Origin of the sequence: Cellvibrio sp. pealriver, from assembly GCF_001183545.1 — a bacterium.
GTDB lineage: Bacteria > Pseudomonadota > Gammaproteobacteria > Pseudomonadales > Cellvibrionaceae > Cellvibrio.
Map to the genome: position 1 here is coordinate 4,063,052 of NZ_KQ236688.1, position 15,157 is coordinate 4,078,208.

Annotated in this window: 13 protein-coding genes; 8 read left to right on the forward strand and 5 right to left on the reverse strand. The window is 48.8% G+C overall.

Annotation, left to right across the window (positions count from 1 at the left end; translation table 11 throughout):
• Positions 1-2: 2 nt before the first annotated feature.
• Positions 3-2,468 (reverse strand): penicillin-binding protein 1A, encoded by a 2,466-nt coding sequence (locus tag VC28_RS17645; RefSeq protein ID WP_053094228.1) that lies wholly within the window; start codon positions 2,466-2,468, stop codon positions 3-5.
• A gap of 103 nt (positions 2,469-2,571) precedes the next feature.
• Between VC28_RS17645 and VC28_RS17650 the strand changes: the two genes are divergently transcribed.
• The 8 genes from VC28_RS17650 to VC28_RS17685 all read left to right on the forward strand — a co-directional run bounded on the left by VC28_RS17650 (position 2,572) and on the right by VC28_RS17685 (position 11,032).
• Positions 2,572-3,639, forward strand: coding sequence for a pilus assembly protein PilM (locus VC28_RS17650; protein WP_049631802.1), 1,068 nt, complete (start codon positions 2,572-2,574; stop codon positions 3,637-3,639).
• Positions 3,639-4,232 carry a PilN domain-containing protein gene (locus VC28_RS17655; protein WP_049631803.1) on the forward strand — a complete coding sequence of 198 codons (594 nt, stop codon included), beginning with the start codon at positions 3,639-3,641 and terminating at the stop codon, positions 4,230-4,232. Before VC28_RS17650 ends, VC28_RS17655 begins: the two co-directional genes overlap by 1 nt.
• Positions 4,233-4,850 carry a type IV pilus inner membrane component PilO gene (locus tag VC28_RS17660; RefSeq protein WP_049631804.1) on the forward strand — a complete coding sequence of 206 codons (618 nt, stop codon included), beginning with the start codon at positions 4,233-4,235 and terminating at the stop codon, positions 4,848-4,850.
• Positions 4,847-5,374, forward strand: coding sequence for a pilus assembly protein PilP (locus VC28_RS17665; protein WP_049631805.1), 528 nt, complete (start codon positions 4,847-4,849; stop codon positions 5,372-5,374). Before VC28_RS17660 ends, VC28_RS17665 begins: the two co-directional genes overlap by 4 nt.
• A gap of 6 nt (positions 5,375-5,380) precedes the next feature.
• Complete coding sequence (locus VC28_RS17670; RefSeq protein ID WP_231591829.1) at positions 5,381-7,552, forward strand: type IV pilus secretin PilQ; 2,172 nt, start codon at positions 5,381-5,383, stop codon at positions 7,550-7,552.
• Positions 7,552-8,070, forward strand: a complete 519-nt coding sequence (gene aroK, locus VC28_RS17675) for a shikimate kinase AroK (RefSeq protein ID WP_049631806.1) — start codon at positions 7,552-7,554, stop codon at positions 8,068-8,070. The genes VC28_RS17670 and aroK overlap by 1 nt, the downstream gene beginning before the upstream one ends.
• A gap of 140 nt (positions 8,071-8,210) precedes the next feature.
• Positions 8,211-9,293, forward strand: coding sequence for a 3-dehydroquinate synthase (aroB, locus tag VC28_RS17680; protein WP_049631807.1), 1,083 nt, complete (start codon positions 8,211-8,213; stop codon positions 9,291-9,293).
• 26 nt (positions 9,294-9,319) lie between these two features.
• Positions 9,320-11,032: an AAA family ATPase gene (locus VC28_RS17685; protein WP_231591830.1), complete on the forward strand. Its 1,713-nt coding sequence runs from the start codon at positions 9,320-9,322 to the stop codon at positions 11,030-11,032.
• Between the two features lie 73 nt (positions 11,033-11,105).
• On the opposite strand, the gene gcvH is transcribed toward VC28_RS17685, so the two are convergent.
• From gcvH to VC28_RS17705, 4 genes are all read right to left on the reverse strand, one after another.
• A complete protein-coding gene (gcvH, locus tag VC28_RS17690) occupies positions 11,106-11,498 on the reverse strand; it encodes a glycine cleavage system protein GcvH (protein WP_049631809.1) in 393 nt (130 codons plus the stop codon).
• Positions 11,499-11,561: 63 nt separating this feature from the next.
• Positions 11,562-12,650 carry a glycine cleavage system aminomethyltransferase GcvT gene (gene gcvT, locus VC28_RS17695; protein WP_049631810.1) on the reverse strand — a complete coding sequence of 363 codons (1,089 nt, stop codon included), beginning with the start codon at positions 12,648-12,650 and terminating at the stop codon, positions 11,562-11,564.
• A gap of 108 nt (positions 12,651-12,758) precedes the next feature.
• The gene (locus VC28_RS17700; RefSeq protein ID WP_156184356.1) at positions 12,759-13,712 is read right to left on the reverse strand and encodes an FHA domain-containing protein; all 954 of its coding nucleotides are present in this window, start codon (positions 13,710-13,712) and stop codon (positions 12,759-12,761) included.
• Positions 13,709-15,133 carry a S1 family peptidase gene (locus tag VC28_RS17705; RefSeq protein WP_231591832.1) on the reverse strand — a complete coding sequence of 475 codons (1,425 nt, stop codon included), beginning with the start codon at positions 15,131-15,133 and terminating at the stop codon, positions 13,709-13,711. The genes VC28_RS17700 and VC28_RS17705 overlap by 4 nt, the downstream gene beginning before the upstream one ends.
• Between the last annotated feature and the right edge of the window lie 24 nt (positions 15,134-15,157).

Sequence of the window (15,157 nt, forward strand, 5' to 3'; positions counted from 1 at the left end):
AACTAGAACAATTCTTCCGGTAAGGTTGCCTGCTCACTGGATTCATTGCCAGCCGCTGATGTGCGCCCGGTATCCTCCCCCAAAAACACTTCAAATATGGCATCAGGGTCGCCCGGCATGGCGGGTTTGCCTGTATCCGGATTGATTCGCACTGTCACTATTCCTTCCGGTTGGCGTGGCAGTTGGTCTGGAACACCTTCCAGCGCTGTGCGCATAAAATCGATCCAGATTGGCAAGGCTGCTGAGCTGCCGAACTCTCTGCGTCCCAGTAGGGTGTTTTGGTCAAAACCAGCCCAAACTGTTGTTGCTATGTTGGGGTTGTAGCCGGAAAACCAGCTATCACGAGGGCCGTTGGTTGTACCTGTTTTACCTGCAATATCGTTCCGCCCCAGCTGCTTGGCCAAGCGTCCGGTACCTTTGTCTACAACATCGCGAAGCATGGAATCAATTATGTAGGCGATTCGTGCATCAATAATTCTGGGCGCACGCTGGCTGCTGTCCATATCCGGCATCGGCGGAAGTGGGGTTCCATCATCGGCGTAATTGACCTGATTGTTTTCACACTCTTTGCATACGCGTTTGGGGTTGGCCTCGTACACCACCTTGCCTGTGCCATCTTCGATGCGGGTGACAAGGTATGGATCTATCTTGAAACCTCCATTCGCAAAGCTGGCGTAAGCGGTGGCCATTTGCATCGGGGTCAGTGCATGGGAACCCAAGGCTAATGTTAGATCGCGCGGGAATTCTTTCGGATTAAAACCAAATCGCGCAAGGCTATCCAGCGCAGTTTGCATACCAATACTGCGTAACAAGCGTATGGATACCAAATTGCGCGAGCGATACAGAGCCTGGCGCATCCGCATAGGACCAACAAATTTTCCGTCATCGTTTTCCGGCCGCCAGGCAATTCCGGTGCTGGTGTTCTCTATCACTATGGGTGCGTCGTTAATAATAGATGCAGGAGTAAATCCGTTTTCGAGCGCAGCGGTATAAATGAGCGGTTTAAAGCTGGAGCCGGGTTGGCGCGCACCTTGTATAGCGCGGTTGTAGTGACTTTGATTGAAGTCGAATCCCCCCACCAATGAGCGTATCGCACCGTCCATTGAATCAAGGGAAACTAATGCTGCCTGAATGGCGGGAACCTGACTGAAGCGCCACATATCGTCATCATCTTTGATAATGCGTACCACATCGCCGGGTTTTAAAAACTCGGTCGCTGCTTTATAGGCTGCGCCTCTGGAGTCCTCGGTGATGTAGGGGCGAGTATTTGCAAGGCCCTGCTCCCAACCCAAATCGATCAGGTCACCGTTACTCATAATCACCCGGATAGATTTTTCCTGCACATCCACAACTGCGGCGGGCTCCAAACCTCCAAGGCTGGGAATGGATTGAAGCTGATCCTGCCAGTCGATCATATCGGCATCTACTGATGGTTTCAGTCGCAGCTCAGGGCCGCGATAACCGTGGCGCTGGTCATATGCCATTAAACCCTTGAGTACAGCGGCTTGTGCGGTAGCCTGCATCGCACTATCGACACTGGTGTAGACCTTATAGCCCTCGGTATAAGCCTTGTCGCCGAAGCGGTTTAGTGCCTCTTGGCGTGCCATTTCAGAAATATAGGGCGCTTGCACTTCAAGGGTTGTGCCATGGTTGCTGGCAGTATTGGGCTCGTTGATTGCGGCCATGTAGGTGGCATGGTCAATGTGCCCCAACTCATACATTCGGCCGATAATCCAATTGCGTCGAATCATTGCCCGCTTGAGATTTGCTAATGGATTGTATGCAGAGGGGGCTTTGAGTACTCCAACGATCATGGCGTATTGAGCGACGCTTAATTGATCTATGTCCTTGCCGTAATAGATTTGTGCAGCGGCTTGCAAGCCATAGGCTCGATTGCCGAAGAACATTTTATTATTAAACAAAACCAGAATTTCTTCCTTGGTAAATTTTCTTTCAATTTCAAGGGATAAGAGTATTTCGTTAAACTTGCGTGAGAAGATTTGCTTGCGAGTGAGAAAGAAATCACGCGCCAACTGCTGAGTAATAGTGCTTCCGCCTGATTGAATGGCACCAGACTTTAGAATTTGTGATGCGGCGCGCAACATGCCTTTCAGAGAAACTCCATGATGCTCGAAGAACTCTGCATCTTCAGCGGAGAGGAGTGCTTTTATATAAAGGGGCGGTATCTGCTCGTAGGTCAACGGGGTGCGACGTTGCTCACCAAATTCACCAATGAGTTTGCCGTCGCTTGAATAAACCCGTAAAGGGGTCTGTAATTTAACTTCCCTCAACGACTCAACTGACGGCAATTTAGGGCTCAAATAAAGATATAGCCCTGCAAATGTCACCAAAGTAACGCTGAAGCCAGCCAGTAACAGCCAGAAAATAATACCGAAGATGGATTTTTTGCTGAACATTTTTTCTATGTGAATTAATGGGTTAGCGCGATTGCCGCAGGTGGCGGGCATTATACGGGCTTTTTACCTGTTTACATATTCATCGGTTTGTTGCAGGCTTAAGTTAAAGTGCTATAACATAAACAACGTCTAAGTTACGGATATAGATAGAAAAATGGGCATTTTAAGTTTCCTCGAAAAGAAGGCAAAGCCGGTGATTGGACTGGATATCAGTTCCACTTCGGTCAAATTGCTTGAACTTAATCGCGTGGGTGATCGCTATCGCGTTGAGTCCTATACCGTAAAAGCGCTACCCCCGAATGCGGTGGTAGAAAAAAACATTGCAGACCCGGTCGCTGTGGCTGAGGTTATTCGCTCAATGGTCAAGCAATCCAAAACCAAACTTAAGCATGCCGCCGTTGCAGTGGCTGGTTCAGCGGTCATTACTAAAATGATCGATATGCCAATGGATTTAAATGATGATGCAATGGAAAGCCAGATTGCGGCAGAGGCAGACCAATATATTCCCTTCCCTCTGGAGGAGGTGGCTCTTGATTTTGAAATTCAGGGCGTCTCCCCTCGTAATCCAGATCAGGTAGAAGTGCTACTGGCCGCATGTCGACGTGAGAATGTGGAGGTTCGCCAGCAAGTTCTTGCTGATTCAGATCTCATCGCAGAGAAAGTTGATATTGAAGCCTACTGTATGGAACGCGCTTTTGAATTGATCGCTGAGCAGTTGGAAGATCAGGAAGGCCAGGTAGTTGCGATCATTGATATCGGTGCCACTATGACAACGCTCAGTGTTTTGGTGGACGGAAAAACAGTTTATACACGCGAACAGTTATTTGGTGGTCGTCAGTTAACCGAAGAGATTCAGCGCCGTTATGGTTTATCCCGTGAAGAGGCTGGTCTTGCTAAAAAGCAAGGTGGTTTGCCTGATGATTATGAAATGGAAGTTCTGGCTCCTTTCAAAGACGCCGTTGTGCAGCAAGTCACCCGATCACTGCAATTCTTTTTCTCGGCCAGTCAATACAACGATGTTGACTACATTATTTTGGCCGGAGGTGTTGCATCACTTGAAGGCTTGGTTGGTCTGATAGAAGAAAAGTTAGGTACACAAACTGTTGTGGCAAATCCATTTGCGCGCATGTCAGTCTCGTCAAGAGTTAATGCGGTTTCATTGGCAAATGACGCTCCTGCATTGATGATTGTTACGGGCTTGGCAATGAGGAGTTTTGACTGATGGCCAAAATTAACTTATTGCCTTGGCGCGAGGTCTATCGGCAAGAGAAGAAGCGCGAATTTCTGGGAATCATTGTTGGTATCGGCTTGGCAGCGGCATTCGGTGCCTATCTTTGGGTCTCCAGTGTGCAGTCGTCCATTGAAAACCAGAATGCGCGAAATCAATTGCTCAATCAGGAAATTGCCAAACTTGATGCGCAAGTAAAAGAAATCAGTGAAATTAAAAAGGTTCGCGACGATTTGCTCGCGCGTATCAAAGTTATTACTGATCTTGAAGGTACTCGTCCAGTTATTGTCCGTTATTTCGATGAGCTCGCAAGAGCTATTCCTGATGGTGTTTGGATTAGCTCTGCAGAACGTAAGGGTAATGTAGTCACTATTGAAGGTGTTGCTGAATCCTACAATCGTATCGCCAGCTTCCTGCGTAACCTTGAGGCATCTGATTGGTACGCATCGCATAATCTGATTTCAGTCGATGCTGCTCCAGATGAAGGAGAGGATGCAAGTAAATTCAAAATGACCGTAGAAACTTCTGCTCCTACCGATGAAACTGCTGATGCTGCAAAAACCAATACAGCTGGAGGGGTAAAGTAAATGTCATTCCACGATACCCTTGATCAGCTCAAAGATTTTGATGTCAACAACATTGACTTCGAAAAAATTGGAGTGTGGCCGTTACCCGCAAAAATATTTGTTTGTATGTTACTGATTGCCGTTGTTTTTGCAGGTACTTACTACCTAAAGATCAGTGACTTAAATCTTCAGCTTGAAAGAGTTGTCGCTCAGGAACAAACTTTGCGAGCCACTTTCGAAAAACGCAGCTTTGAGGCTGCTAACCTTGATGCATACAAAGCGCAAATGGAGGAAATGAAGGTAACCTTTGATTCTTTATTGTCTCGTTTGCCAGCCAAAACAGAAGTGCCTGGTTTGCTTGAGGATATTGGTACTCGTGGCGGTGAAAGTGGATTGACAAATATCAATATTAACTTCCAACCAGATGTAGTTGCAGAGTATTACATTGAAGTTCCCATCACTATTTCTGCGGAAGGCGGATATCACGATATGGGTGGGTTTGTCAGTGGTGTAGCAGGCATGCCGCGTATTGTGACTTTGCATGATTTTAAGATAACGGCTTCAAAACAAAATAGAGCGCTTAGTATGACCATTTTGGCCAAGACCTATCGCTATAAATCAGTGGAGGCCGCCAAATGAAACGGGCTTCGTTATTGATTTTGAAATTGGTTTGTATTCTCGCGCTGGTTGGATGTGGCCAAGCCTCGCAACAGGATTTACGTGATTTTATGGAGGAAACGAAGCGCAGGCCTAAAGGGCAAATTGAGCCTCTGCCAACGTTTAGCCCCTACCAGCCATTCACTTACAGTGCAATGACGCTGCGTAGCCCATTTGAAAAGCCTATTCCTCTGGATGAGTCTGCCGTGAAAGGTGGACGAGCAGTTGCCCCAGATTTGACGAGAGAAAAAGAGTTTCTCGAAGGGTTTAACATTACCGCGCTTAAAATGGTTGGCACTATTAGTAAAGGGGGGCAGCTCTGGGCGCTCATTGACGACGGAGTTGGCAGTGTGGTGCCTGCAACAGTTGGAAACTATATGGGGATGAATCACGGCAAAATAATCTCCACTAGCCCATCGCAAATCGAGGTGATGGAAATCGTAGGTGACGGCTCTAATGGTTGGGTTGAGCGTCCTAGAATTATTAAATTAGAAGAGAAGGAATAAGCGGATATGCGTGCTCTATTCACTCCGGGGTTGAATATGCGTAAATTTTTCATTGCATTAGTTGGGCTGATCGTATCGCCGTTGACAGTTGCAGGCACTCTTACAGAGATTAATTTCTTTCAGTTGCCCGGCGAACGCTTTGAGGTTCGCATGTCGTTCGATTCTCCACCTCCGGAACCCAAGGGCTACACTATAGAAAAGCCTGCGCGCATAGTGCTGGACTTTCCTGATGTAATTAGTGGGCTTAAAGAGCGTCGCTTTCCTCTTGCGGTAGATAATGGTCAGAGCGCGATGATTCTGACAAGTGAAGGGCGTACCCGTCTTATTTTAAATCTTAATGATTTGGCTGCGTATTCGACTCGTACAGAAGGCAATAGCTACATTGTTGAAGTGGGTGCAGCGAAAAGTAGTGATGCGGACCAATCTGCTCGTCCGTCAATAGATGTTGCGCAAAAATCTCAATACAAAAACGATGCAATTGACAGCAATAATAGAATTACCGATATCGATTTTCGTCGTGGTGCATCAGGTGAGGGGCGCGTGATTATCACCTTATCTAACCCTAAAGTAAGTGCAGATATGGTGGGTACTGGTGCGGGTGTGCGACTGTCTTTCAAAGATGCGTGGTTGCCTCCAGAGTTGCGCCGACGTTTGGATGTGGTTGATTTTGCAACCCCTGTTTCGTTGGTAAGTGCTTCTCAGGAAGGTGAAAGTTCTGTGCTAAACATTAGTGCAGGTGGTGACTTCGACTATCTTGCATATCAAACTGATAATGAATATGTGGTCAGCATCAAGCCTCTTACAGAGCAAGAAAAGCAAGAAAAGAAAAAAGATTTTGAGTACACAGGCGAAAAATTATCTCTCGACTTTCAAGATATTGAAGTCCGTGCAGTGCTGCAGATTATTGCTGACTTTACTGAGCTAAATTTGGTGGCAAGTGATACCGTCCAAGGGCGCATAACGTTGCGATTGCAAAATGTTCCTTGGGATCAAGCATTGGAGATGGTTCTGAAAAATAAAGGCTTGGATAAGCGTCAAGTAGGAAATGTGTTAATGGTTGCCCCAGCTGCCGAGATTGCAGAGCGTGAGCGTCAAGAGATTACCACCAAGAAACAATTGGAAGAGCTTGCGCCACTGAGAACTGAATATATTCGTGTTCGCTATGCTAATGCCAAAGAAATGTTTGAGCTTTTTCGCGGTGAAGGTAGCGGTGGTGGAGGCGGCGGTGGTCAGGGAGGCAGCCGTGCAACTGGTAGTGTGTTATCTGAACGAGGTCAAGGCGTTGTAGATGAACGCACCAACTCAATTATCATCACTGATACAGCAGAGCGTATTGAAGCTTTCAAGCGTTTGGTTGATCAAATTGACATCCCAATTCGTCAGGTGATGATTGAGGCGCGAATCGTAATTGCAAATACTGATTTTGAGCGCGAGCTGGGGATACGTTGGGGTGGTGTTGGCTACAATGCCAATAGAAATCGAGTTATAGACTTTGCTGGCTCTCAGGATGGACTAGATGACGAAGATGGCGCTCGTCCTTCCCGCTGGTTCAACCCAAGCGCGGACGACGATGACAATACGCTCAATTTAACCGAAAACAATGTTGTTGATTTGGCTGTTGGTAATCCCTATGCAAGTGCTGCAATTGGTATTTTGACTGATAGTACCTACTTGGACTTGGAGCTAAGTGCGCTTGAGAATTCGGGTTACGCTGAAATTGTGTCGCAGCCCAAGGTAATTACTAGCGATAAGCAGTTGGCGATAATTAAATCGGGTAAAGAGATCGGATATCAGGAAAGTGCTCCAAGCGGTGGTACAACTACAGGCTTCCGCGAGGCAGTACTGAAGCTGGAAGTAACTCCGCAGATAACACCTGATAACCGGATTATTATGGATTTAAATGTGTGGAAAGATTCGATTGCTGCTGTAGAGGAAAGTGGTCGTCCCACATTGGATATCACTCGTTTGCAAACGAAAGTGCTTGTTAACAATGGACAGACAGTTGTGTTGGGCGGTGTGTTTTCGTTAGAGGGTACAAAAGGGGAAAACAAAGTGCCTGTATTGGGCGATATTCCTTACCTTGGCCGTCTATTTAAGAAAACGGTGGATAACCAATTCAAAACTGAATTATTGATATTTGTTACTCCCAAGTTGATGTCGGATACCCTGTCGAACTAATGCAAAAGCCAAATGTTTTTCTTGTCGGCCCCATGGGGGCCGGCAAATCTACCATAGGCCGTTTATTGGCTGCTGAGTTGAATCTTAATTTTCGCGATAGTGACCGCGTTATCGAAGAGCGGACGGGAGCTGATATTCCCTGGATTTTTGACATGGAGGGGGAAGAGGGCTTTCGCGAGCGTGAGACTGCGGTGTTGAAAGAGTTGGCCGGTGAATCCGATGCTGTGGTCGCCACTGGTGGCGGTATAGTGCTGCGTGAACAAAATCGTGAGTTGATGAAAGCTTCGGGATATGTGTGTTATCTCACTGCATCCATTGATCAACTAGTAGAGCGTACTGCTCGTGATAAAAAACGCCCCCTGTTGCAAGTTGATAATCCGCGTCAGAAAATCATAGATTTATTGGCTTTGCGTGATCCCCTCTATCAAGCGGCTGCTGATTTTGTTGTCAATACTGATCGCCGTTCCCCCAAGTCTGTTGCCCAGGAAATAGCTGCGTTGGTTCAACAAGGGCGATAGTAAACTTCGATGTCTTTGGTTGCTTCGTTTTTGTCCTGATGACCAGCAACTGCAGTATCTCTGGATTTTCACTTCTGATATCAGCCGCTGCTTTGTGATAAAGTGCGGCTGATTTCTATTTTCATTGTCAAAGGTTTTATATGCAGGTTCTAACCGTTAATCTGGATGACCGTAGTTACCCTATTTATATCGGCGAACATTTAATAGAAAGGCCGGGATTGCTAAATCAACATATTCGTGGTCGCCAGATTTGTGTTGTGACTAACGAAACGGTCGCTCCACTTTATCTGGAAAAACTATGCTCATCTTTGGCTGATTATCAGGTCGATCATGTGATATTGCCTGATGGTGAAAGTCATAAAACTCTGGGTGTATGGAGCGGCATTTTCGACACATTGCTGAATAAACGTCACAACCGCACTACAACACTGATCGCATTGGGCGGAGGTGTTGTTGGCGATATGACTGGTTTTGCGGCGGCTTGCTACCAGCGTGGTGTTGACTTTATCCAAATTCCAACCACCTTGCTTTCTATGGTTGATTCATCAGTTGGTGGTAAAACGGGCGTCAATCATCCCCTTGGCAAGAACATGATTGGTGCGTTTTACCAGCCTTTATGTGTTGTGGCTGATACCTCGTTGTTGGCAACCTTGCCTGCCCGCGAATTATCGGCAGGTATCGCTGAAATTATTAAATACGGATTGATTTCTGATTACGATTTTTTTGTTTGGCTTGAGAAAAATATGGATACGTTACTCGCAGGTGATCAAGTTGCGCTTGCCTATGCAGTAAAACGTTCATGCGAAAATAAAGCTGATGTGGTAGCTCAAGATGAGCGCGAAGGCAGTATTCGGGCGATCTTAAATCTAGGGCACACATTTGGTCATGCGATTGAGACAGCACAGGGTTATGGCAATTGGTTGCATGGTGAAGCTGTCGCAGCCGGTATGGTGATGGCAGCTGACTTATCCTGGCGTCGTGGTGCTATTACCGAGGAAGATCTTGGGCGCACAATAAAACTGTTGCAGCGAGCAAATTTGCCGGTTAAAGCGCCTTCGGATATGACACCCGACCAATTTATGAGCCTGATGGGTGTTGATAAAAAAGTATTGGATGGTCGTTTGCGTTTGGTGCTGTTAGCTGCGATGGGGCAGGCGATTGTCACTAGCGATATTGATATGGGAATGCTTCAAGCGACATTCGATGCGTGTAAGGCTAATTAAGCAAACAGGATACAGAGAAAGAAATCATGACAAGAGAGCCCCCTATGCGTGCCGAGCCTGATAGCCGTTTGTTGGATCATGGTGAATCGCAGCAAGGCTATCTATTTGACGAGGTGGATGACAATCCTGTTGGCGATCAACTGCTGGAGGATTATCGCCAGCGTTATGGCTTGTCAGAAGATCCTTTTTCGCATGATTACTCATTCCCATTGTTTACTGGTGCCGGGCGTCGTCAGTTATTGGATCAATTGCTGCACCTGTGTCAATTCAGCAACAGCGTTATGGTTGTATTGGGTGAATTCGGTGTTGGTAAAACCCGTATTGCCCACGCTTTTATGGATTCTTTGTCTGATCAGGATGAAATTTGTTTTATCAGCCTGCGCTCTGGGCAGGGGCTGGAGCAAGTTTTATTGTCCATTGTTCAAGCCTTTGGTTTACGCACCAATAATCCGCTTTCGATTGAAAACCTGTTGACCGAAATTGAGGCATTTATTGCGCAGGAAGCTGTCTCTGAAGATGATGGTTTGGCTGTCGTGGTTTTGGATAATGCGCATTTACTGGATGATCAATCTATTTCGGTTATCACGTCGTTATTGCACAATTTCCCCCAACAAAATCGTTTGCATCTGGCGCTTTTTGGTGAGCCGCAACTGATTACTCGCTTGGAACGCTTGAGTCCCGAGAGTTTATTAGTCAATGATTTTAATTTGCCGCCATTTAGTCTGTCAGAAACGGTTGATTACTTAAATTTCCGTATGGAAATGGCAGATTATCTCGGGCCGGAAATTTTTACAGAATCAATGGTGGAGCCGTGGTGGCGTCAGATGCATGGGCAGTTAAATGTGCTCCATGAGTTGGCGCAAGACCGGCTTCTTCAGTCGGTGAGCTCCACCCAGTCTGCCAGTAAACGGCCATTGCCTGTTGTGCATATCATCGCCCTATCGATGCTGATTGCAGTTGTCGGAGTGGTGTTCTTATATATGGGTGACGATGATCCCGCACCAGCGGCGGTTGCCACAAATCCCGGTGCGCAAGCTGTCACAACCACATCAACTGCCAGCAGTCAGGATACAAGAAATCTGAGTTCGACAGAGACTCCCGTGCAACCCTTGATGCAATCATTGCCTCAACCGACACAACCTAATCAGCAAGCGGCCGCAAACCCCACTGCACCTGATGCATTGCCGCGCGAGGAAGTAGTGCCGTTAGCGCAATTACCTACCTCGCCCAAAAAAGCGGAGGCAATGGCTTCGAGCACAGCGGCGGTAATGGCCTCATCCCAAGCGCCAGTGGTTGAGCAAGCGCCCGCATCTGTACCTTTATCTGAGCCGATGAAAGTGGCTGGCGAAACCCAATCAGCAAAGCCGGTCGAAAAAGTCGTTGTGCCTGAGCCGGTCAAGCAAAAAACCACCACTGTAGTCTCGACCGCCCCTGCAGGAAGCGCGCAGGAACGTAATATTCTCACGTGGAGCCCTAGTGAATTTACTATCCAGCTGTTGGGCGTCAGTAACAAAAAAGCGGCGCTCGATTTTATTGCTGCCCAGCCAAACAAAAAAGATTTATTGGTATTCCAAAGTAAGCGTCAGGGGCGCGACTGGTTTGTGGTCATTACTGGTCGCTACGCCAACTCGGCGCAGGCGCGTCAAGCAATAGCGCGATTACCTGCCGTCCAGCGCGATGCAGGGCCTTGGCCAAGGGATGTCAAAACCATCCAGAATGAAATCAAATCGGCGATGTAAACGGCGCAGCTTGATCAATAAAAAACGCGGCACAATGGCCGCGTTTTTTTATGAAGAATGTCGAGAAGCAGAATTACTCTTCGCTTTCCAACATTTCACGATATTCACTTGCATCGAGCGCTTCATCCAGCTCGGCCAGATCATCGGGTTTGACGCGGAAAAACCAGCCTTCATCGTAAGGTGAGCTGTTGACGGTTTCAGGGGCTTCTTGCAAGGCTTCGTTTACGGCGACGACTTCACCTGATACCAGCGAGTAAATGTCAGATGCCGCTTTTACTGATTCAACAACACCGGCTTCTTCGCCGATGGATACGCGGCTGCCTACTTCCGGTGTTTCTACGTAAACAACATCGCCCAAAGCGTCTTGTGCGTGATCGGTAATGCCGATGGTGACGGTGCCGTCTTCTTCAACGCGTGCCCATTCGTGGCTGCTCAGGTATTTCAGTTCTTTGCGAATATCGCTCATGGTGTTATTCCTGTGGTGGTTCTTTAAGAATTTTGTAGTGCTTGGTGTTAAAAATGATCGATTTTAAATAAGGGCTTTACCATTGCGCACAAAAGTAGGTGCCACCACTTCAACAGTGATGAGCTTGCCGCGCATATCGACCTGGCAGTGACTGCCAATAGTCGCGGGTACCCGTGCTAAAGCAATAGAATAGCCCAAGGTTGGCGAAAATGTCCCGCTGGTGATCACGCCCTTTTCATCGCTGCCATCGATACTGACAACCTGTTCGGCGCGCAAGACTCCGCGCTCACGCAATACCAGCCCTACTAATTTAGGTGCATTACCCGCTGCTTTTTGCGCTTCCAGCGCATGGCGGCCGATAAAGTCGCGCTCGCTGGGCTGCCAGGCAATAGTCCAGCCCATATTCGCAGCCAGAGGCGATACGGTTTCATCCATTTCATGGCCGTAAAGGTTCATGCCGGCTTCCAAGCGCAAAGTATCGCGCGCGCCCAACCCGCAGGGTGCGACACCGGCGCTGGCTAAAGCGTTCCAAAAATCAACGGCTTGCTCATTGGGCAGCATAATTTCCAGCCCGTCTTCGCCGGTGTACCCTGTGCGCCCGATAAACCAATCGCCTGCTGGCAGGCCTTGGAATATTTTCAGGTTAGCAATCACCTGTGCATGTTCGGCCTTCACCAGTGATGATGCGATGCGAATCGCTTCCGGGCCCTGAACGGCGATCATGGCCAGCTCCGGGCGCTCGGTGACCGTCACCGAAAATGCTGCGGCGACTTTATTCATCCAGGCGAGGTCTTTCTCGCGTGTGCTGCAGTTGACAACGACGCGGTACCAGTCGCCCAGATTGTAGGCAATCAGGTCATCAATAACGCCGCCATTTTCGTTGAGCATACCGCTATAAAGTGCTTTGCCCAGAACAGAATCCAGTTTGGCGACGTCATTCGCCAGCAAATATTGCAGATAGGCTTTGGCGTCGGTACCTGCGACATCCACAACGGTCATGTGGGATACATCAAACATCCCCGCGTGTTGGCGCACCTTGTGGTGTTCTTCGATTTGCGAGCCGTAGTGCAATGGCATGTCCCAGCCGCCAAAGTCCACCAGTTTGCCGCCCATTGCTTGATGAGTTGCATAGAGCGCGGTTTTGTTGCCCATGTTGATACCTATTGAGTTGGCTGCAGGATGCTAAAAGATGAGGTTGGGTAAAAAGGGGCGCCATTCTAGGTGCGCGCCCCGCGTGTGTCCAATATCAGTGCCGGAGGGCTATTCTTTTGGATCCGTTTTTCGTGCGTTATCAACCTTTTCTTTCAGTGCCTCCATATCATTCATGAATTCATCCAAACTGTGATCGCGGCTAATGCGCACTGCAGGTGGATAAATATTGCTCATATAAAGTTCTCCCGCCAGATGGTTGCTGGCTTGGTACTCTTTGGTCATGGCGATGGCAGAGCCGAGAATGGCGATTGCGGCCAAAACAAGTTGCAGCCGTTTTGGCTGCTTGTTGCCTGCGGTGATGAAGTGGAAATAAAGCACGACGGCGCAGATGAAAATCATCGGATGGGCGCTAAACGTTTGCAGTGATTCCCAGCTCATTGCATAGGCGAGCAGGCCGCTTCCATGCTCCCATAACTCCAGAAACGCCAAGCCGGCACTGACGATAAACAAGTGACGGCCAAAACGCGCATGGCCATTGAACAGGCGGCTGAACAAGGCCCAGACCCCGCTCCAGCCAATTGCAAACCCGAACACACTGACTAGCTCCAGCAAGTATTTACTCAGCGTGCCTTGGTTCAGATCAGCGAGCCATGTGCTCAGAAGCCCTGTCATCAACAACAGGAGCAGGCCGGTCAATGCAGGCAGCCAGCCTTCCCAGTGATGGTTGGTTGAGTCGGTCACTTCAGCCGCGACCGGATAATCGGCTGTGCGGATACGCAAATGAGTGTGTCCGAGGCGATAAATATGCTCGCCATCGACCACAAAGAACCGCTCGCGGTTTTTACCCAGCGCGAGACCGTTGTAGCTACCTAGGTCTGAAATAATCAGCTCATCCAACTGGTTCAACTCTACCTGCGCGTGGTGCGCGGCGGTGTGCGGGTCATCAAGGATAACCTCGTTGTCATAGGCGCGCCCGATCCGTGCAGGCAAGTGGGTTACTTTGGTGCGGTGCAATACCTCGCCATCCGGCGTCAGTTGTTCGATAAAAACGGGCTGGTTCATGGCGCTACCTCCCCGTTTGCCGGAGCACTTGTTGGAGTGCTTGCCGGGGTGATTGTTGGCTCGTCTGTTTTATCCGCTTCAGCCCGGTCTATGCCCTGCAAAAACAGCGAAATCAATTTCATCCCGTTGTCGTAAGCAACGCCTTGTATGTTGATCATGCTTTGCAAGCTGGTTTGGCTGTCATCGGTGCTGGCGGTGATCAGGGTGAAATCGTAAAGGCCATTGAACTTGTGATAAGCCTCGGCACAGACCAGCGCGCGTAGCGAGATATTGTTGTGTCTGATGAAATCCTCAGTGCAAGACGCCGGTGTGATGGTCTCGCTCTTGGCGGTGCTGTACACCTGCCCATCAAACATATTGGTCGCGAGCTGCGAGAACTGCATGACGTTGAGCTTTTTGTTGTGCGCGTACTTGTGATGCATGCTGATGTGGCTGGTTTGCATCTCGTTGGAGACGTAAATCGCCGACTCCATAGAGCAGTTGATGCTGGCGATGGTGTACGCCTTTTTGGCTGAGCTGTCGGTATTACCCCAGCAGCGCACCTGATCGGATTCCCGCACCGGCACGCGGTAAGGTCCGAGGGATTTGATGCTAAAAGGCTCTTCCAGCAATTTATCGACCATGACGGTTTGATGCTCCAACAATTGCTCACCAATGATCGGTTTGAAATCCTCCGGTGGAGCCATATCGCTGGTGACACGGGAGAGTAGCGCCTGCACATAACGCACCGGCACCAAAAAACTCACCAGTTCTCCATCGCGCCGGTGCGCCACATTGACTCCGGCAACTTGTCCGTCTGCGGTCACGTTGGGGCCGCCGCTCATGCCGGAATTCACCGCACCGGTAAACATCAATTGGTCGGAAAAGCCGCGCGTGCTGATACCGTTATAGGTTCCCTCGGAAATGGTAAAGCCCAAATCGAGTGGGTTGCCTAATGAGTACAGGTGTTGCCCCTGATGCAGCTTTACCAGTGCTGGTTGTTCGGTATTTGCCGAAGCATGGGGCACCTTAAAGAATCCGCTGCCGTTGCGGGCAATGCGCACAATGGCCAGATCGTGCAGTACATCTACGGCCAGTAATTCGATGGAACCGCTTTTGCCGCTGGTGTCTTTGTATTCGCCAAAATAGGTTTCGGGTTCCAGCGCGATTTGCGATACCACGTGAAAATTGGTCACAACCAGATTGGAATTGCCAATCAAAAACCCCGAGCCAACCGACGATTGGCTATTGCCGTTTTTGAGCAATACGCGCAATTGCAACAAATCCTGCTGGGCAGAAGCATAGAGTTGTTGTGCGGCCGAGGAGGGGGCCGTGTTGGGTGTTGTGTTAGTTGCTGTGTTGGGGGTGTCGGTTTGTGCCGCGACACCCAAGCTGGCCATCAGCGTGAACGCGAAGGTCAGGGGGCGGTAGAAAAATCTCATGAAGATCCTTGCAGTAGTTGAGTC

Excerpts from the sequence above, each read along its gene's own strand:
- VC28_RS17645 (WP_053094228.1), bottom strand. The coding sequence starts at position 2,468 with ATGCCCGCCACCTGCGGCAATCGCGCTAACCCATTAATTCACATAGAA.
- VC28_RS17650 (WP_049631802.1), top strand. The coding sequence starts at position 2,572 with ATGGGCATTTTAAGTTTCCTCGAAAAGAAGGCAAAGCCGGTGATTGGA.
- VC28_RS17655 (WP_049631803.1), top strand. The coding sequence starts at position 3,639 with ATGGCCAAAATTAACTTATTGCCTTGGCGCGAGGTCTATCGGCAAGAG.
- VC28_RS17660 (WP_049631804.1), top strand. The coding sequence starts at position 4,233 with ATGTCATTCCACGATACCCTTGATCAGCTCAAAGATTTTGATGTCAAC.
- VC28_RS17665 (WP_049631805.1), top strand. The coding sequence starts at position 4,847 with ATGAAACGGGCTTCGTTATTGATTTTGAAATTGGTTTGTATTCTCGCG.
- VC28_RS17670 (WP_231591829.1), top strand. The coding sequence starts at position 5,381 with ATGCGTGCTCTATTCACTCCGGGGTTGAATATGCGTAAATTTTTCATT.
- aroK (WP_049631806.1), top strand. The coding sequence starts at position 7,552 with ATGCAAAAGCCAAATGTTTTTCTTGTCGGCCCCATGGGGGCCGGCAAA.
- aroB (WP_049631807.1), top strand. The coding sequence starts at position 8,211 with ATGCAGGTTCTAACCGTTAATCTGGATGACCGTAGTTACCCTATTTAT.
- VC28_RS17685 (WP_231591830.1), top strand. The coding sequence starts at position 9,320 with ATGACAAGAGAGCCCCCTATGCGTGCCGAGCCTGATAGCCGTTTGTTG.
- gcvH (WP_049631809.1), bottom strand. The coding sequence starts at position 11,498 with ATGAGCGATATTCGCAAAGAACTGAAATACCTGAGCAGCCACGAATGG.
- gcvT (WP_049631810.1), bottom strand. The coding sequence starts at position 12,650 with ATGGGCAACAAAACCGCGCTCTATGCAACTCATCAAGCAATGGGCGGC.
- VC28_RS17700 (WP_156184356.1), bottom strand. The coding sequence starts at position 13,712 with ATGAACCAGCCCGTTTTTATCGAACAACTGACGCCGGATGGCGAGGTA.
- VC28_RS17705 (WP_231591832.1), bottom strand. The coding sequence starts at position 15,133 with ATGAGATTTTTCTACCGCCCCCTGACCTTCGCGTTCACGCTGATGGCC.